This is a genomic window from Litchfieldia alkalitelluris (assembly GCF_002019645.1).
GTDB classification, from domain to species: Bacteria; Bacillota; Bacilli; order Bacillales; family Bacillaceae_L; genus Litchfieldia; species Litchfieldia alkalitelluris.
Genome location: NZ_KV917374.1, coordinates 1,740,051 through 1,759,618, shown reverse-complemented (window position 1 = coordinate 1,759,618; position 19,568 = coordinate 1,740,051). Strand labels below are relative to the sequence as shown.

Here is a 19,568-nt window from a genome sequence, read left to right as displayed (position 1 = left end):
CAATCCCACAGTATCTCTTATTTCATCGTAGCATTTGAAATTTTTGGTCACAATGTTCTTTCTTAACAATAATTGTTTAGAAATGAACCATTTATGATATCGATGGCTAGCCTGTAAATACTTAATTAGCAGAGTTACAATCGCTGCGATCCACTGCTTGCCGCATGGCGGTCCGTGAGTGCCTCCTCGTCGCTTTTGACTCCTGCGGGGTCTCACGTGACCGCTATATCACGCAGGAGTCAAGCGGCTCACCGCTCATTCCACAGTTAGTGAGTACACTATTTTCATTCTCTTGGTGCAAATACTCATTCGCATGGAAGTCTAGCCTACAATGTCGTAAAATCACATAAATTTATTAAATATAAACATCTATTCATCTCATTCTCATATGGACTACAATAAAACTAAGAGTAAAACATTTCCAAATTGTGTTAGACGAGGCTCATTTACAATTCAACTCTTATTAGGACTGTCTAAAAGTTTTTTTGTAAAATAGAAATTTAATGAAGGAGAATGTTCATGTTACCTGAGTTGATAAAGAGACGTTTGATAAAATTGGTGGGAGCAGAAAATTTCAAGGATTCCAATGTCAGTAAACTAGCCTATTCCTATGATGCTACCCCGCAATTCCAAGCGATGCCAGACGCCATTATCTCTCCTCGAAATAAAAAAGAAGTCTCCCAGATTCTCAAGTTGTGTAATCAAGAAAAAATTCCGGTTGTCCCAAGAGGATCTGGTACAAATTTAAGTGCAGGAACAACACCACTTAAGGGTGGAATTGTGCTATTGTTCAACCATTTTAATAAAATTCTTGAAATTGATGAAGAGAACTTAACTGTAACCACACAGCCTGGGGTTAATACGCTTGAGCTAATGAAGGCTGTTGAAGCAAAGGGATTATTTTATCCACCAGATCCTAGCTCCATGAAAATCTCCCAAATTGGTGGAAACATAAATGAAAACTCCGGAGGATTAAGGGGACTAAAATACGGAGTAACCAGGGATTATGTGTTAGGCCTTGAAGTGGTGTTACCCAATGGCGATATCATTCGAACGGGTGGGAAATTAGCAAAAGATGTTGCTGGATATGATTTAACGCGGCTTTTTGTTGGATCTGAAGGAACATTAGGAATCATCACAGAGGCTACATTAAAACTTGTTCCAATGCCTGAAACAAAAAAAACAATACTTGCCCTCTATCAGGATATGGATGCAGCAGCAAGAACCGTCTCAAAGATTATTGCAAATAAAATCATTCCTACTACCTTAGAATTTTTAGACCAGCCTACACTTAAAGTAGTTGAGGATTTCTCACAAATTGGACTTCCTACCAATGTAAAAGCCGTCTTACTCATCGAACAAGACGGAGAAAGAGCATCGGTTGAAAATGATATTGAAAAAATCTCTTTCATCTGTAAGGAAAATCATGCTGTTGAAGTGAAAGTAGCTCAATCCGAAAAGGAAGCTGATGAATTACGTACAGCGAGGAGATCTGCGTTATCTGCCCTTGCACGATTAAAGCCCACAACCATTTTAGAGGATGCTACTGTCCCTAGGTCAGAAATTGCAAAAATGGTAAAAGTAATTAATGAGATTGCAAAAGAATATGACTTAGAAATCTGTACGTTCGGTCATGCAGGGGATGGAAATCTTCACCCCACCTGTTTAACAGATGTTCGAAATAAGGAAGAAATTGAACGTGTTGAAAAGGCGTTTGAAAAGATTTTTGAGAAAGCAGTTGCTCTAGGTGGAACGATTACTGGGGAGCATGGCGTAGGTGCTATGAAGGCTCCTTATTTATATTTAAAACTTGGTGAAGAGGGTATTTCAGCAATGTCTGCTATTAAAAAGGCTTTTGATCCAAATAATATTATGAATCCGGGAAAAATATTTGCTAAGTCCAAACGTAAACGAGTGGTGGTGAACCAAACCCCATGAATATAGAACAAAGAAGTAAAATACAAAAAGAATTTCAAGAAAAAATGGATTATGATGAATTGCTGAATTGTATGCGATGCGGTTTCTGTTTGCCAAGTTGTCCAACTTACCTAGAAACCAGTGATGAGGTCCATTCTCCACGAGGAAGAATCGCATTAATGAAGGCTGTTGTTGATGGAGACATTGAACCAGACGAAGATGTCAAAAAGTCACTGGATATGTGTCTAGGATGCCGTGCATGTGAACCTGTCTGCCCATCTGGTGTGAACTACGGCCATTTGTTAGAGCAGGCTAGGGATATTATCTATCAAAATGAAAAACTATCAATCTCCACAAGATTTATCAGAAGAACGACATTAAAAGGGCTGTTTCCCTACCAAAACAGAATGATTACAATGACTAGTTTATTAGGTTTTTACCAAAAGTCAGGCCTTAGATCACTCACTCGAAAAAGTGGAATCATGAATCTTTTACCGGAGCATCTTGCCTACATGGAAAAGGTTTTACCTGACGTCCCGAGTAAAAGTGAAATGAAAAACAGACCACGTCATTTTGAGCCGGTTGGTCAAAAGAAAAAAAGAGTAGCCTTCTTTTCTGGGTGCTTAATGGATACTCTTTTCCTTAAAACGAATGGTGCTACAACAAAACTCCTCCAATATGCTGGATGTGAAATTGTCATACCAGAAAATCAAGCATGCTGTGGTGCTCTTCAGGGTCATAGTGGAGAAAAGAATCAAGCAAAGGAAATGGCAAAACGAAATATTCAGGCCTTTGAAGATGCTAATGTCGATTATATTATTACGAATGCTGGAGGCTGTGGGTCATTTCTAGTAGACTACCATTTTTTACTTAAAGATGATCCAGCATGGACAGATCGGGCAAAACAATTATCTGAAAAGATAAAAGACATCACACGAATTCTTGTAGAGCTTGATTTTCACAAAAAACCGCTTCATATTATTGGTCAAATCATCACCTATCAAGATTCTTGTCACCTCAGAAATGGTCAAAAGACTTATACAGAACCTAGACTATTGTTAGAATCTATCAATGGATCTCATTTTGTTGAAATGAAGGACGCAGACCGTTGCTGTGGCTCAGCAGGAATTTATAATATTATTCAATCAGATATGTCTATGAAAATATTAGATTACAAAATGAAACACACAACCGCTACAGGTGCAACAACCGTTGTTACAACCAATCCAGGATGCCTACTTCAAATGAAGCTAGGGATTGAAAAAGAGGGATTGTCTAAAAAAATGAAAGCTGTTCATATCGTAGATTTGCTGTTGGAAGCATATGAAACCGCTCTGACAAAGGAAGAGTTGACTGATATTAATGAGCAGTCCAAAATAAGTGTTTAATGTATAGGGACTCCATCATAACTATGGAGTCCCTTTGTGATTTGTTATTTAAGGATCATCTGAATTCTTCAGTTAGATAATGCGACAGCTTTATGTTCAATTACATGACCCTATTTCAAAGAATTTCATTCCACCTCATTCAACTGAATTGGCCTATCCCGATACACTTCTCGTTTTTCCTCAGTAACCACATGTTTAATTTCCTGTGGATGTTGAATCATTGTTTCCATAATAGCGAGATCAAATAACTGATGTCCACGTATACAGTCTTGTAAAACCTCTCCATACACTGTTTCATCTGCTGCCTCAGAGATAATGTCAGCAGCGACCCACTCTGGGTATCTGGCAACAGCACTTGTTGAAGCCGGACTAGGCTCTGTTTTCCAGGTATAAAAAATTAGATTTTCATGGTTTTCAAGTGGAAACACCTCTGGGAGCCATTGATGACCATATTTTTTATATCGTTTCATCCAGTACTTGTTTTTCTCTTCAATATCAGTACCCGCTAATTTATTTTGAACACTTTTAATAATCGTCTGTAAATTTTCCACATGTAAGGCCCCAGCCTCTCCTTGGAGCTCGCGGCCAATTCCATAGATTAAAGCATTTGGCATCCAATAGGAAACCGGAAATCTTGGAGGACTATTATAACCAGCAAAAGGCTGAACCCATTCATGTGAAGGGATCCCATGATCATCAATGATCACATCAGGTGCCCATTTTTTCATGATGGCAGGAATTACGTCAGCTTCTCCAAATTCCGTGTCTTGATAGAGAACATTACGGTGTTCTAGTCCGACGGCATTATATCGAGCCGCATGATGCTTCCATTCTGGGTTATCCGCAGCCATCCTTTGATGTAGCGCTAACCCATCGGGATTGGCGATTGGTAACACGACTAAATTTACCTTCTGTAAAATCTCCTTTTTCTCACTCATAAACTCAGTTATTAGTTGAAGGATCGCTGGAGTACTAGACACTTCATTAGCATGATGCCCTGCTTCGATAAAAATCGTTGGTTTATAAGCTGTAAGCTTTAATGGAGAATAAAACTCTTCATTGATTTCAGCCGTCACCTCTAACACTTGTAGCTTTTTCCCTCGGTAGGACACAGAAGGGTACCACTCTCTAATATGAAAATTACTTACACTTTTCTTTTGAACAGGTAGAGTAATAGGTATAGTCGCTGTTTTACCGGAATGTATTTCCTTTACCAAAGCAAAAGCAGGCTGGCCGTACTGTGAAAATGTGATTTGTTCAGTCACCCACTTTTCCTTAACTCTTGGCTTCCAAGGATATGCAATGATTTCAGCGAAAGGCTTTGCATGCTTTACAGCCCTCATATATGGATGGACTCCCCCAGGAGCAGTGAAACCCTTACCCTTTTCTTCTTCTCCCTTTTGCATAAAAAAGTCGAGTGTATTAAAATAGACATCTTCGTGTAATGCTTCCATGGAGGAAATTCGTTCTTCATCTAAATCTAGTTTCTTTTCCTCCTCACTCATCGTGACCGACACCTCAATCCGGTCGAATAGAGGCATTGTAAAGCCTTGTCCTTCCTCTTTTCTTTCAATCTTTGAATACAGTAACTCAAGCACTTCCTGCTGATAATACTGATAAAATCGTTCACGGTCTGTCATGAGAATTTCTTCAAACAAAGTCTTACCAAGACGACTAATCTTCAATTGACCTGTTGTTGGGTACACCTTTTTTCCTTTTTCAACATACTCATATTCAGCTACTGGAACTGTAAGCCTCTCTTCTAGCAACACTTCTCCTGAGCTGTTATACGCGATAAAACTATAGGTAGATTGTGAGTTTTCTACTAATGTAAATTCAACATCTTCAGCTGAGATGTTAAGCTCACGTTCTAAAAGAAGATCAATTGGATACAGTTCTTGAATCCACCTGATTGGCAGTTCAAGTCCTGGAAGTGAATCTTCTATACATTCAATCACAATTTTACCTATTTCTTCGTCCTTTAATAAAGGAACGATGTCTTCTTCAATCCAGCAATAAGCTGGTTTGAACGCAGAGCGAACCTTAACCGAGCGACACTTCGGAAACAAGCTTTTGAGCTGTTGGTTTACTTCTTGACGAACATCTTTAGGTTCTGATAAAAAAATTTCAATATCTAGCTGGTCTTCTTCCTGCCACATACTCGCTTGTAGCTGACAAAGCTCTAACACTCTTTCTTTTTCTCCCTGATCCTCCCATGTTAGATGAAGCATCGGTTCTTCATCTATGACAGGCTGAATCACTTTCTCTTTTTCCCATGAAAGATAGCTTCCACCTTCTGAGAAATGGGTCGCTCTCGCAAAATAGCCAACCGCTTGATTTCCTTTGAACTGAAGAATTTGAGATTCAGGGTCAAAGAAAATCCCTTCCTCTTCACCATCAAATTGAAATGTGATTCCACTCAGCTCTTTCCGATCGGTGAGTGGGAAATGAAGTGATGTCGACATCATCCCAATTCGTGCGGCTAGATAACAAGCTTCTTGTAAAAGTTCATTAGAGCAAGGCTGTAAAAACTCAAAGCTGACATTTGTCTCATTAAAAGGAGAGGCTTCGTCTACATTGAGAAATCCAATTCCATTCCAAAAATCTGATAATGATTGGATATGTAGGTACTCTTTCTTAGCCGTAGTATCCTTCGGGACGGATAATGGAAAAACTTCTGTCCCTGTAAAGACAGAGAATTCCCCTGATTGATAACTTAATTTGATCACAGGGTCACTAGTTGGGAAATCACTTGGCCAGTGATGTGCCATATATTGTAATAACCGATTAAGTTCACCCTCATTTTTATAAACAAAGAGAAGCCCTTCTGGTTTTACAACACATGCTGTTTCCTCCTCAGACTTTTCAAAGGAAATGAGCCAATCACATGTATTCTCTTGATTGAAAAAGTCAAAGGAAATAGCAGTTGTTTCAAACCCTATTCTTGCAGCAAAGTCAATCAGACCAATTGCTTTAACATCCTCTGTTAGCTGAATTGAAACATTGCTAGCATCTGGGACTCCGTCATTATTTTGGTCTTTTACTAAACTACCTATCTTCCAAATCTCTTTTAAATCTTTCATGTAAAACACAACCTTTTATTTAAAATTTGGATTTAAATGATCACAGAGCCAATAACATTTAACTTATTTGAAAAACTACCGTTGCATTACTCCATATTCTCTAAATTGATTATATTTTTACTATAACAAAAAATTTTATAATAAGAAGATATCCCACATATTGATAATCCATCCCCACTCCAACCAGTATGCCCACCACCATCGGCCGGCCTCCTCAGAATCCGAATATACCAATATAGTTTCAGAAGTTGAATTCACAAAAAATACACCCTCTGTATTATTCTAAAGGGTGTATTCCTATCGACTAATAAATAAATTGTCAAAGTCAATGTCTTTCATTCGCTCGGCAACATAGGCTTCTTTTTCCGAGTCATCTTCTTTTTCGTTCACTATATGATTAGCTACCGATACAAAAAATTTTTCCATCTCTTTTGATTCGTCATAGTTCCTTCGTTGGGTAAATGTTACAACTTGTGACCGACTGAAGTATTTATAACGTAACTCCCGAGCTAATTTTCGTACTTTTGGTTGGTAAACTCTATCCTTTTCTGCTTCTAAGAGAGCTTTATAAAGCGAAGACCTTAGCCGCTGAACCGTGTGCTTATGCTCTGCTAAAAGCATAAATTTTTGATAATATTCTTGTTTCGAAAGCACATAAAAAACAAATACATTTCTCACTCGGCGGTCTTTTAAGCTCTTTTTTAACAACTCCTCAAAAGAATAATCCCCGTACGCTAAATATCTTTGTTCTTGTTCAACCCGATTAAAGAAATCTTCTTTTACACGATGTTTCATCGCCTTATCCTCCTTTCATTTCCTCCCATTTTTCTAGTAAGTCATCTAATTCGTTGTAGCGACTTCTCGGTAATACTGTATACCCCACGTACTCATCTTACAGATTTTTCAACTTTTTTATATTAGCTTTGCCAAGAATTCCAGATTTTAATAGATCCTCGGTATCTTTCTCTGTTTGCCGAGTTGTAAACACTTTAGAAAGAATTAAATGCTCTGTTGATGGCAAATAGACCTCTAAATGATTAAATACAACATTTAAACGTTCGAACTCCTCTAGGATATCCTCCATCGGTGGAAGCTCCATAACTCCTTCGATACTACTACTCACTGAGTATTTTGCTAAAACACTACGGACCTTATGATCCTCTCGTTCCATCCGTATGAAGGCATCAATATCACTAGTTACATGAAGATTACTTTGGTTTACTCATAAATGCACTACCATTTAATTTACCCTCACTAATTTTCTTAAGATTATAACTATTTAATTATACCCTACTAATGACTTGGTTATCTATAGAATCATTGTCTATTTCGGTAAAATAGCAATCCTCATTTTATTCGTTCTTTATGTACTTATGCTGAGACAGAACAAGTGGTAATCTAAATTCGATGAAAGTGCCAGTTCCCTAATTCATTAAAACTGTAACGAATAAGGGGACTGGCGCACCTACTTCAACTGAATATTTGCTTTTACAAATTCATATGTCATCTCAGCGACTTTTTTTTACTCTCTTCTGAAAAACCGTGACCTTCTCCTGGAAAAACTTCAATTCTAGCATGAGGATATACCATTTCAGCTTTCTTCCCATATTCAAGTGTTACAATTTCATCCTGATCGCCATGAAAAATCAACACATTTTTATTGAATTTCCCAATATGGTCGAACACATTAAAATTATGAATATATTCAAAATATATTTTCCCCAACAGAACTCCCCATACCTCAAGTGAATCAGGGATACTCGCAAGTGTTGGAAACCTTTTATTCCAGTCATCTGCTATACATAGCGCTGGATACAGCAATAACAGTCCTTTTATTTCCTCTGCATATTCATCAGCTACTAATGCTGACACTAATCCACCTTGACTTCCTCCAAATAAAAAGATATTGTCAGGATCAACATACTCCCAGTTTTTTATGGTTTCAACAACAGCACATAGATCTTCTTTTTCAGTAAAAATAGACATTTCATTCGTCTCAAGGTCACTCTTTGAATGGACGGAGCCACCACAAAAATCGAAGCAGATTGCACCCACCCCATTTTTTGCCAAATAGTCACTATTCATAGCAAAATCTACGTTGGTTCCATTAAAACCGTGGCTGAAAATGACGACAGGACACTTTTCCTTACTATTAGGCATGTAAGAGACGGTATAAATTTCTCTCCCAAGGTGTTTAATCTTCACAATTTCTTTTTGGTAACTACTCACTTCTATTCCTCCATGTTTTTAGCAATTTAAATTATATATCTGGATAATTCCATTTTAATGCAATTATGGCACATATCTTTAATTAATTTAGTGTAATACTTAATAGGGCCTCCCCAAAAGGTTCGGCCCTAATTTCCTTATTTCCCCTCCAACACCATCACACCATACGCCTCCATTACCACCGAACCTGAAACTCTGTCACCTGTTAACATATTTGTTGCTTCTTGTAACAGGGTGATTTCCTGTTCTTGATTCGAATAATTTAATAAAAACACAAATGGTTGGTTGTTTTCTTTTTTACGGATCGCAATTTCAACAGCTTCTGGTGCTTTTACCCAATCTATTGGCGTTGATATGTTTAACAGTGATAGGAGTTTTTCCGCCGTTCCAAGTGTAAATGTACTACCATAATAATAGCTAGCACCTTTTCCAACAGGATTTTTCACAAGAACAGGCTTTTCGCTCATGTATCCTTCCGCAAATCTTGCAATCACTTCAGCTTCTTCACTTTCCACCTTTAATGCTTCAATAAAGCTATCAGCTGAAAGTTGCTCCCCATCCATCTGTATACTTGGTGCATTCTCATATGGACCAACTAATGAAAAGTCTTCAACTGTTACCCCACAAAGTGAGGAGACTGGTCCTGGGAATGGTTTCATATAGCACTGTCCATCTAGGTTTTTGTAGCCTGTGCGGCAGCCAAAAATCACGGTCCCGCCTTGTTCTGCAAATTCTTGTAACAAACTTGCTGTTTCTTCCGTTAAAATTGTTGGGTGTGGATAAATAAGGACTTTATAGCCTTCCAGGTCGTTTATGCTTGTATCCTGACTCAAATAAAAAGCATCCACTGGAACATGGTTGTATTGAAGCGCTTTAAACCATGCCATCACACTTTTTTGTTCAAGTGGCCCATGCCAAAGATCTAATTCCCCGTCCCATTCATTCTCATAATCTTTCAAGATTGCGACTTCCGCTTTATAGGTAGATCCTGCAATTTTCTCCCCAATTTTTTGTAATTCCTCGCTAATCTGAGAGACTTCCTTTATACGTCGGTTTGGCTGATTGTGGTAATCATTTAGTCCATGCCAGTAAATTTCCGTTCCCATTGTTGCTGTTCTCCATCTGAAATACAACACCATATCTGCACCATTGGCAATCGATTGATATGTCCACAATCTCATTTGACCTGGCTTTGGAGATGGCTGCTCCATTCGATTCACCCACCCACCAGGGCCAGATTGCTGTTCAAACACCGCAAAATTAGGTGAAATACTACGAACGGTACTTAAGTTCCAGCTCCACTTTCGGTCCAGTAACGGTTTTTCACCTGTATCAGGATAGATCGTGCTGAAATTCGGATAAGAATCATAAGCAAAAAAGTCTAATAGCTCATCTGTCATTTTATGATTATCTAAATGACCAAAAAGACCATTTGTTGTTACCCACTGCTTATCGCCCACATGCTTTCGGATAATTTTTTCCTGAAGCTCTGCGTAAGAGATTGCACTATCTGAGATGAAGCGTTTTTCATCAAGAGCTTGATGAGGGTTCGGTGAATCACTGACAGTCGGCCTTGTTAAATGGACCTGTTCCCACTCTGTATACGTTTGATTCCAGAACACCGTACCCCATGCTTGATTTAGTTTTTCAAGACTATCATATTTATTTTTTACCCAAGAACGAAAAGCCGTATGATCTGCTTCTGAGTAAAAAACATTGATTTCACAATTTAATTCATTATCAATCTGCCAACCAATGACTGCCGGATGACTCTTATAATGCTCTGCCATTTTCTCAACAATTCTCGCAGATAGTTCCTGATAGATTGGAGAATTATAGTTATAATGACGGCGCTGACCATGCTGATATTGAACACCTTCCTGCGAAACATTCAGTACCTCAGGATATTTATATGTAAGCCAGGCTGGCGGTGTAGCTGTTGGTGTACCTAAAACTACTTTTAATCCATATTGATGAGCTAGATCTAGCACCCGGTCAAAGAATTCAAAGCTAAATTGAGCTTCCTCAGGTTCGAAAATAGACCATGCAAATTCAGCCATCCTCACAACTGAGAAATTAAGGTCCTTCATTCGTTTAAAATCATCCTCCCAAAGCTCTTCATTCCAGTGCTCTGGGTAATAACAAACACCAAGCTGAATCGTTTGATTAACTAGTGATTTTTTCATTTGATTTAGCCTCCTAGGATTGCGTTTTAATTTTAGAACAAATATGATAGATTTATAGAAAATTTAAAAAATAGTGGGAGATACGATTATGACCTTATTTAACAGTCGTTTTGTACGATTTCTAGAAATTGTTTCAAATGTCTTCTTATTAAATCTCGTATGGTTTCTATGTTGTTTACCACTAATCACGATCTTCCCAGCAACAGCTGCACTATTCGGTGTGGTTCGAAAATGGACACAAAAAGATGAGAGCACTCTTTTCAGGGTTTTCTTTACTTTATTCAAAGACAACTTTAAGCAAAGCTTTATCATTGGGATGTTTTGGTTTGTATTCGCTTTCATACTATACATGAATTATACCATCATCTCGAGCTTAGAATCATATAAGCTATTATTTTTCCCTGTGTTTTTTCTTGCTTGCTTTCTACTTCTTTCAACGACAATCTTTTTGTTTCCCGTTATGGTGAATTACGAGCTACGAACCTTTCAGGTAATGAAGAACTCATTCATCTATTCGATGACATTTTTTCCTTATACATTACTTGGTGTACTCGTTATTTTAGGGATCGGTGTACTCTTTTTATGGATTCCCTACACCACTTTAGTTAGCTTCAGTTCAGGAGCGTATTTAGTCTACTTAATCTGTAACCATGCTTTTGAAAAGATTAGTAGCTCGGTAAAATTAGATTTATAGGCGCTGTTTGATTCCCTTTCTCTTGCCAAAAGCCGTCGGAAGGGAACGAAAGACGCTGTTTGATTCCCTTTCTCTCGCCAAAAGCCGGTGCAAGGGAACGAAAGGCGGTGTCTGATTCCCTTTCTCTCGCCAAACGCCGGTGCAAGGGAACGAAAGGCGCTGTTTCATTCCCTTTCTCTTGCCAAAGCCGGTGCAAGGGAACGAAAGGCGCTGTTTCATTCCCTTTCTCTTGCCAAAGCCGGTGCAAGGGAACGAAAGGCGCTGTTTCATTCCCTTTCTCTTGCCAAAAGCCGGTGCAAGGGAACGAAAGGCGCTGTTTCATTCCCTTTCTCTCGCCAAAAGCCGGTGCAAGGGAACGAAAGACGTTGTTTGATTCCCTTTCTCCCGCCAAACACCGGTGCAAGGGAACGAAAGACGTTGTTTGATTCCCTTTCTCTCGCCAAAAGCCCTAATAAGGGAATCAAAGCCAGTGCCTGATTACATTACTTACGACAATAGCCCTTACCGTTTCGGATTCACTAAAATAATCTTCCCATTCTCTAATTTAACCTCTAGTTTATTCGCTTTCTCTTTTTCAAGACCAATCGCGTTTAGGTAGTCTCGAGGCACTTGAATTCTACCCGCTTTGTCAATGACAGCTAACTCTACATGTGTGTCCTCTAGTGTGTTTCCTTGCTGCTGCTCGATTCCTTCCATTTCATCAAAAGTACGTCTTATGATTTCACTTGATGTTTTTCCATTGCGAATCGCGACGACTCGATCCATTTTTTTCATCAGTTCAGTATCATGAGTCACGATGACAATGGTAACATTTAGGCTACGGTTGATTTCACGAAACACATCTAAAATGACATCAGCTGTTTTCGAATCCACACTTCCTGTTGGTTCATCTGCTAGTAATAATCTAGGGCTATTAGCAAGTGCAATCGAAATCGCTACTCGTTGCTGTTCACCACCAGAGAGCATGCTTAACTTACTATTTAATCGATGACCCATTCCCACTAGTTCAAGAAGCTCCCTTGCTCGTTCACGGCTTTGTTTTCCTTTTAGAAGCATTGGAAGCTCGACGTTTTCCATCGCAGTTAAATATGGAATAAGATTTCTTGCGTTATTTTGCCAAACAAACCCTACGGTTTCTAGTTTATATCTCACAAGCTCTTTATCAGACATCTTCACTAAATCTTTCCCATCAATGCTGCACGTGCCTGCAGTTGGACGATCTAGTCCCCCAAGAATGTTTAATAAAGTCGATTTCCCGCTCCCACTGGTTCCAATAATCCCCATGAATTCGCCTTGTTCAACCTCTAAATCAAGCCCTTGTAATGCCATCACTTCATGATCGTCATCGACCTTATAAATCTTTAATAGATTTTGACAAAGTATCATTTAATCCTCACCTAACTTTACGGCTTGATGAATGTTCAGCTTCTTTAAAAATAAAATAAAAATGGTTAAGCCAATCACCAACATCAATGTAACAAATACATAAATCTTCCGTTCATCACTTGGATCAAAGATTACTTGAAAAGGTGGTACCATTTGCTGTGGATCAAAGGAAATTTGAAATAAGGGAACATATAAGATACTTGTTATTCCTCCGATGATCAGGCCTAAAACCGCTGCAACCCCTGATGTAAACAACTGCTCATAAACTAAGATAGCTATTAATTTTCTTAATGGCACACCCATTGCACGGTAAATCCCATATTGAAGAGTTCGTGCTTGGATTGTTAAAATCCAATAAAGTAAAAAACCTACGAACGCAATCCCTACCGAAATCAAGAAACCTAGTGAAAGGGTACCATTTAACCCTAGTAGAAAGGCGCTATTTTTCAACTCTACTAGCTTTGGATGGATATCACTTATATTGATAACTGGGATTTCTGCTTTTTTCACACTTTCGTACAAAGTTGCTCTTGATTTCTCTTCTTTTACCTTCAGCCATACTTGATAAGGCTCAAGTGACATTCTGTTTTGTACATATGGAAGGTTCGCCACAATCAGTCCCGCTTCTCCTCCATCTTCATTTTTAAGGGAGGGGTTAAATGTCGGCCAATAGTCCATAATTTCATATATGACTACTTCCATTGAGTTTGATGATGAATCTTTTAACGTTAAATAATCACCGGTTGTTACATCTAATGAATCTGCTATTTTACTAGAGATTAACACTGAGCTGGGTTCGGCTGCTAACAAGTTTAAATAGCCATACCAATGAGACGGAAGTAAAGATGATTTAAACCAAGCCGTTTGACCAAACTCATTTGGCTCAATTCCCATTAACTTCATTGAAAAGAGAGATTTCCCTTTTGCTTCAACCGTTATATCATCTTTTTGTAAAACTTTTGCAGCATGTTCAACTTCTTCTAGTTTTAAAAAAGGATCAAATGGTGGTTCTGAATACACAACGTCTTTCTCGGTCACAGCATTTTCCTCGGTTTCTGAGGTAGCTGGAGTCGTGGATCCTGATACAGGAAGTGACTGAATGCTAGTACTTTCCCATTTGACGTCTAAAACAAGATCTGCTCCATTTTTATAGCGAATCTGCTGCTCAAGGTTTAGATTCAATGTACGTGCAGAGCTTGCACTAAAGATTCCAATACCAATCGTCATCATTAGAAAAAGCATCAGAAACTGATACTGCCTTGATGATCGACTAACCTGTATAAACGTACTAAACAATGATAAGCTCCAATACTTCTCTCCTATACGATACAAAGTCTTTAATAGTAAAGGATAAATTTGTAAGAATAGCAACGCAACACCAATAATGAATAGCGCTGGAATGAAAAAGAGAATCGGATCAACAAATAACTCCTCTCCATGCGCAGCTGGCTGTCTATTTTTAAATACAAATAAACCATATATTGAAAAAATTAAAAAGAGAACCGCCACAAGTAGCGAATACCATTCATGAGCAACCATCGCCTTTGTCAATGTTTGCTTATGATGGACAATACTCTTTTTTGAAGCTTGATAGACTGGTAGCATCACCATCACCATTGAAACAAGGATAGCGCATATTCCGTACAAATAAGACTTCATCGTCACAGCAACTTGAAGTGGTTCTCTCTGGACAAACTCAAGAAAACCATTTGTTGCACCTAAGAATTTGCAAAAGGCGAATCCAATCATGGGACCAATTACTACCGCAACCATCCCAAGAATGCTGACTTCGATAAAATAAATCATCATGATTTGTGATCTTTTAGCACCTCTGCTTGATAAAACGGCAATTTCAGTCAGCTGCCGTTCAACAATTAAGCGCGATACCATGAACAAATATAAACCGAGCATGATGATCACTGGTATGTTTAGTGACCAAAACATGATGGTTAACTGCTTCCCTTTACTTAAATAGCTAACCAATAGATCATGAATTGGAAATTGGATGATGATCGGTTCTTTATTCACTTCACTTACTTCTGACTTTAAACGATTTTCTAAGTTTAATAGCTTCTGACTTTGTTTTTCTTGGATCAAGTGATAGTCAAATGCTGTATAAAAGCGTGCAGACGCTAACACCCCATCTTTTAAAAACAACTGCTGAAACAGTTCTTCCACAACAATAAAATCATCTGTATAACGTTCCGGTGGAATCGACCAATAAGGGTCATTTGTTTCCTTCGCCCGAAAGGTCCCTACTGGCTGAATGGTGAGCGTTTCTTCGCCATCTTTTAACGTCAATTGTGAGTTTAAAACGATTCCTCTCTTCTGTAATGCCTTTTCAGGTACTAACACTTGAATGATGTCATCCTTAGAGGATTGTGGAAATTCACCATCGGTTATCGTAATATGGTTTTCAATGTTAGTCATACTCACCATTCGGCCAAATGGTTGGTCACTGTTTTCACCTAACTTAATTTCATATGGATGAGTGCTTAAAATCAATGTTTTTGCTAAAGCCGGCAAACCCACATCACTAATCATTCCATCATTGATTTCTCCTATTTTCTTAAGAGAATCGACATCGGTTGACTCCGAAAAATTCGTTAAAAATGAGAACTCCCCAGGAAACTGCCCTTGCTTGATTTGATAATCTTCAAGCTCACTCACTAACAGCTTGTGTAAAACACTCGAGGTATAAGTCGGAATGCTCGAGACTAGTGACACCGTGATCAGTAATCCGAGGAATAAGCTGCCAGTTAGCCATCGATTACTTAGCATTTTTCTGATGATAATTTTAATAATTGTCATGCAGCTCTCCTCCCTTTATTTTAAAATAACGGTATCACCTTCATCCAAGCCACTTATCACTTCTACCTCTGTAGCTGATACAATTCCTACCTCAATATCGACCTCGCGTTTTGCTTCTTCTACAAACACATGAACATATTGACGTCCTCCTGAGCTTCGAAGCGCACTTTTTGGTAAAATTAATACATTCTCTTTTTTCGCAGTAATGATTTCAAGATCAATGGAGCTTCCTACCTCTGCTTCCTTTGGTATATCATTTAGTGAGATAAAGATGCTTCTTTGATAAAGATCAGGATCTTTTTCCAACAGTTCTTTTGGGACATCCCGTGGGGTTTGGGTTATTTTTCCTTCTAACGATTTACCATCCACACTTAACGCTGCTTTCATACCAATTTTTATATCCGTTAATTCTTCAGCTCCTGTAGCCGTATAAATGACTTGCAGCTTAGACGTGTCGGCAATCTGGACAACTGGTTCAAATGCCTGTATCAGATCGCCTATCTTTAACTCTGTTACAAACGTAACCATTCCTGTAAGAGGTGAGACGATTGATGAGTTAGTTAGTTCTCCCTCAAGCTGACGGATTTGAATTTCAATGCCTTGTTGATCTAACTTCGCCATGTCAATCGTATATGTATCAGAGCGTTGTGATTGGAGCTGTTTTAGTCGTAAATCCGCCTTTTTTAAGTTAATCCTTGCTAACTCGAGTTGATACTGTAGATTCCCTGTATCGACTTCTGCCAACACCTGACCCTTTTTCACAGCATCTCCCTTTGTTACATGGATTTTCTTTATTCTTCCGCCTGATTGTGTAAAGGACAATGGCTGATGATCTAGCGGCACAATCGTACCCATCCCTTTTACTCGCTTTACAATGTCCCCCGTTTTTATCGTTACCGTATCATAATCGATTGTTGCAGGTTCTACTAACGGAGGTGCAAGGACAGGCTCTTCTTTAGGAAGAAGTGAACATGCTGATAACGGAAACAATAGTAAAAATGTAATAATCATCAACACTGCCAATCGATATCGTCTATACAGCTTCAATTCTTCCATCCTCCAATTGATAGACATGGTCAAGCATTTCTAGAATCGCTGGATCGTGGGTGGTCATGATAATCGTCGTTTTTTTCTCCTGTACAAGCTCTTGTAATACATTAATTAATTGATATGACCGTTTACTGTCTAATTCAGCAGTAGGTTCATCGGCTAAAATGAGAACGGGACAGACTGCGATTGCACGTGCAATCGCTACCCTTTGTTGTTCACCACCGGATATTTCTAGTGGCAGATGCTTCATTCTTTTCGTTAATCCAACAAGCTCTAACGCTTCTTCCACACGAGTCTTCCATTCTTCTCTAGGTATTTCAGCTACTCGAAGACTAAATTCCACATTCTCCTCAACTGTCATTAGAGGAACCAGTCCATGTGATTGAAAAATAAAGCCGATATTCGTTCTTCTATATTCGGAACATTCCCGATCACTTAAGGTATTAATTTGTTGACCATCAACATAGATTTCTCCCTTTGTTGGTTGATCCAAGCCCCCTATTAAATTCAAAAGTGTGGTTTTTCCAGAGCCAGACCTTCCTTTTAAGGCAATCATTTGATGCTGATCAATCGAAAGATTTATCCCCTTAAGAACAGAGATTGTTTGATTTCCCTGACCAAAATCTCGCTGAACCCCTTTTACATCAATAAACGAATTCATCGAACTCACCTCCAGCTAAACCCTAAGTTACATATAAAAATAGGAAAAGAGATGATTCCTACTCTTTTCCTATGGTTAAATTACTGTTTTACGAGTGAATGTAAGTTTTTAATATTAATAGCTGAGCTTTCCATCGGGTCACCATCGAATTGCTCCTGTTCGATAATATACCATTCAACACCTATGTCATTTCCAACCTGTAGTAGTCCATCAATGTCTAACTCACCTGACCCAATTTCAATACTACGCTTTTTACCATTCACCACTTTCATGTCTTTAATATGTAGAGAAACGACACGGTCACCATATGACTCAATAATTTTGCGCGGATCAAGTCCTGCAAAAGTGGCCCAATAGCAATCCAGTTCCATTTTTACTAACTCAGGATCCGTTTGTTGGAATAAAAGTTCAAATCCTGTCTGTTTTCCCAGCGTTTGAAACTCAAAATCATGATTATGATAAGCAAAACGAAAGCCATGTTCCTTACACTTTAAGCCAATTTCATTTAATTCCTGGGCAATTTTTTTATAATCCTCTTCTGTCCTCCTAAGCTCTTCAGGTAAATACGGACATATAATTAAATCGTTTCCAATCTCTTTATTATATTGAAGTGTTTTTTCTAAGAATTCTCCTTTTAAAACATCTAGCCCCAAGTGACCACCTGCAGGGACGATTCCTTTTTCATCTAGTACTCTCTTAAGTTCATGAGAAGGTGTATCAAAAAATCCAGCAAATTGAATTCCATCATACCCCATTTCTGCTACCTGACTTACTGTTCCTAAAAAGTCCTCTGCTGCACTGTCCCGAACGGAGTAGAGTTGTAAACCTATTTTCGCCATATTCATTACCTCCAAATAGTTTTGTTAACGATTAATTAATTCAAGCGTTTCTTTTGTTAAGCCTACCGGAAAAGGTGCAGGGCGTTCACAGCTTGTTGTCATCTCATAGTGCTGTCCAGTTTCAGATGCAAGATGAAACGCGTGCATCGCTTCTAACACGTGATTGGCTAGTTCTCCACTAGCACGATGTGGTCGATTATTTACGATCGCAAACGCCATATCTGCCACACCGATCCCACGGCTATTTTCTGTAAAGCCATGTGAAAGTGGAACTTGAGACCACTCCTTCTCTCCACGACGTTTTATAAAAATAGGGCCGCCAAACTCATTTGGATCAGGGACCACTAATGTTCCCTCTGTCCCATATAACTCAATGCGCGGAAGCTTAGACCCTCCAAAAATATCAAAGCTTGTAATCAAAGTGGCAATCGCACCACCTTCAAAATCGATGATTCCGGTTGTATGTGTTGGTACATCAACAGTAATTTTCTGCTTATATTTTGGCTGACTTAATATCGTCCGCTCTGGGAATGATGCCCGCGCTGAACCAGTGATTCGCTTAATAGGTCCGATAAGATTGATGAGTGCTGTTAGATAATAAGGTCCGATATCAAGCATCGGTCCTCCGCCTTTTTTATAAAAAAACTCTGGATCCGGATGCCACCCCTCTGGTCCATTTCCCATCATAAAAGCAGTTGCTGCAATTGGCTCACCAATCCAACCATCATCCACTAGCTTTCTGCATGTTTGTAGGCCACCACCTAAAAAGGTATCTGGAGCACACCCTACTCGAAGACCTTTTTCCACAGCTACTTGCAATAGTTTTTTACCATCTTCAAGCTCGATCGAGAGTGGTTTTTCAACATATACATGCTTTCCAGCTTCAAGAGCTTTCATACATACTTCAAAATGAGCACCTGGTATCGTTAGATTGATGACAATTTCAACTTCTGGATCTGCTAGGAGCTCTTCCACTGTATAAGCCTTGCTGATGCCGTATTCTTCTGCTTTGGATTTTGCCCGTTCCACATCGATGTCGGCAACGGCTATAACGTCTAATATTTCAAGTGTTTTTGGGGCTTGTAAGTAGATTGCACTTATGTTCCCGCAGCCTATGATACCTACTTTTACTTTTTTCAATGTAATCCCTCCATAATAATCTATTTACCCTGAAACGAACCTAGATAGTGGAGTTCCATGAGCTGCGATCCACTCGCTTTCCGTGGGGCGGTTCGTGAGCCTCCTCGTCGCTTTTGGCTCCTGCGGGGTCTCACGTAACCGCTAGATCCCACAGGAGTCGAGTGGCTCTCCGCTCATTCCACAC

Annotated in this window: 13 protein-coding genes and 1 pseudogene; 3 read left to right on the top strand and 11 right to left on the bottom strand. The window is 39.0% G+C overall.

The features are described 5' to 3' along the window. Positions 1–519 precede the first annotated feature (519 nt). Together glcD and BK579_RS08040 are read left to right on the top strand one after the other, a co-directional pair. The gene (gene glcD / locus BK579_RS08045) at positions 520–1,938 is read left to right on the top strand and encodes a glycolate oxidase subunit GlcD (RefSeq protein ID WP_078544696.1); all 1,419 of its coding nucleotides are present in this window, start codon (positions 520–522) and stop codon (positions 1,936–1,938) included. Beyond that, positions 1,935–3,305: a (Fe-S)-binding protein gene (locus BK579_RS08040; RefSeq protein WP_078544695.1), complete on the top strand. Its 1,371-nt coding sequence runs from the start codon at positions 1,935–1,937 to the stop codon at positions 3,303–3,305. Before glcD ends, BK579_RS08040 begins: the two co-directional genes overlap by 4 nt. A gap of 125 nt (positions 3,306–3,430) precedes the next feature. On the opposite strand, the gene BK579_RS08035 is transcribed toward BK579_RS08040, so the two are convergent. From BK579_RS08035 to BK579_RS08015, 5 genes and pseudogenes are all read right to left on the bottom strand, one after another. Then, the gene (locus BK579_RS08035) at positions 3,431–6,388 is read right to left on the bottom strand and encodes a M14 family metallopeptidase (RefSeq protein WP_078544694.1); all 2,958 of its coding nucleotides are present in this window, start codon (positions 6,386–6,388) and stop codon (positions 3,431–3,433) included. Positions 6,389–6,685: 297 nt separating this feature from the next. Next, positions 6,686–7,183 (bottom strand): hypothetical protein, encoded by a 498-nt coding sequence (locus tag BK579_RS08030; protein WP_078544693.1) that lies wholly within the window; start codon positions 7,181–7,183, stop codon positions 6,686–6,688. Between the two features lie 97 nt (positions 7,184–7,280). Continuing rightward, positions 7,281–7,580 (bottom strand): annotated as a pseudogene (locus BK579_RS08025) (DUF6036 family nucleotidyltransferase); the annotation flags it as partial. Positions 7,581–7,891: 311 nt separating this feature from the next. Further along, positions 7,892–8,617, bottom strand: coding sequence for an alpha/beta hydrolase family protein (locus BK579_RS08020; protein WP_139365068.1), 726 nt, complete (start codon positions 8,615–8,617; stop codon positions 7,892–7,894). A gap of 137 nt (positions 8,618–8,754) precedes the next feature. Next, entirely contained in the window at positions 8,755–10,803 is a 2,049-nt protein-coding gene (locus BK579_RS08015; RefSeq protein ID WP_078544691.1) for a beta-galactosidase, read from the bottom strand. A gap of 88 nt (positions 10,804–10,891) precedes the next feature. On the opposite strand from BK579_RS08015, the gene BK579_RS08010 reads away from it, so the two are divergent. Further along, a complete protein-coding gene (locus BK579_RS08010) occupies positions 10,892–11,497 on the top strand; it encodes a YesL family protein (protein WP_078544690.1) in 606 nt (201 codons plus the stop codon). 501 nt (positions 11,498–11,998) lie between these two features. Here BK579_RS08010 and BK579_RS08000 read toward each other — a convergent pair. The 6 genes from BK579_RS08000 to BK579_RS07975 all read right to left on the bottom strand — a co-directional run bounded on the left by BK579_RS08000 (position 11,999) and on the right by BK579_RS07975 (position 19,384). Beyond that, positions 11,999–12,883 (bottom strand): ABC transporter ATP-binding protein, encoded by an 885-nt coding sequence (locus BK579_RS08000; RefSeq protein WP_078544688.1) that lies wholly within the window; start codon positions 12,881–12,883, stop codon positions 11,999–12,001. Beyond that, on the bottom strand, positions 12,884–15,694 hold the full coding sequence (locus BK579_RS07995) for an FtsX-like permease family protein (protein WP_078544687.1): 2,811 nt from the start codon (positions 15,692–15,694) through the stop codon (positions 12,884–12,886). 15 nt (positions 15,695–15,709) lie between these two features. Beyond that, positions 15,710–16,741 (bottom strand): efflux RND transporter periplasmic adaptor subunit, encoded by a 1,032-nt coding sequence (locus tag BK579_RS07990; protein ID WP_169891094.1) that lies wholly within the window; start codon positions 16,739–16,741, stop codon positions 15,710–15,712. Further along, positions 16,728–17,405, bottom strand: coding sequence for an ABC transporter ATP-binding protein (locus BK579_RS07985; protein ID WP_078544685.1), 678 nt, complete (start codon positions 17,403–17,405; stop codon positions 16,728–16,730). Before BK579_RS07985 ends, BK579_RS07990 begins: the two co-directional genes overlap by 14 nt. 80 nt (positions 17,406–17,485) lie before the next feature. Then, entirely contained in the window at positions 17,486–18,244 is a 759-nt protein-coding gene (locus tag BK579_RS07980; protein WP_169891093.1) for a sugar phosphate isomerase/epimerase family protein, read from the bottom strand. Positions 18,245–18,268: 24 nt separating this feature from the next. Beyond that, complete coding sequence (locus BK579_RS07975) at positions 18,269–19,384, bottom strand: Gfo/Idh/MocA family protein (RefSeq protein WP_078544683.1); 1,116 nt, start codon at positions 19,382–19,384, stop codon at positions 18,269–18,271. Positions 19,385–19,568: the final 184 nt, after the last annotated feature.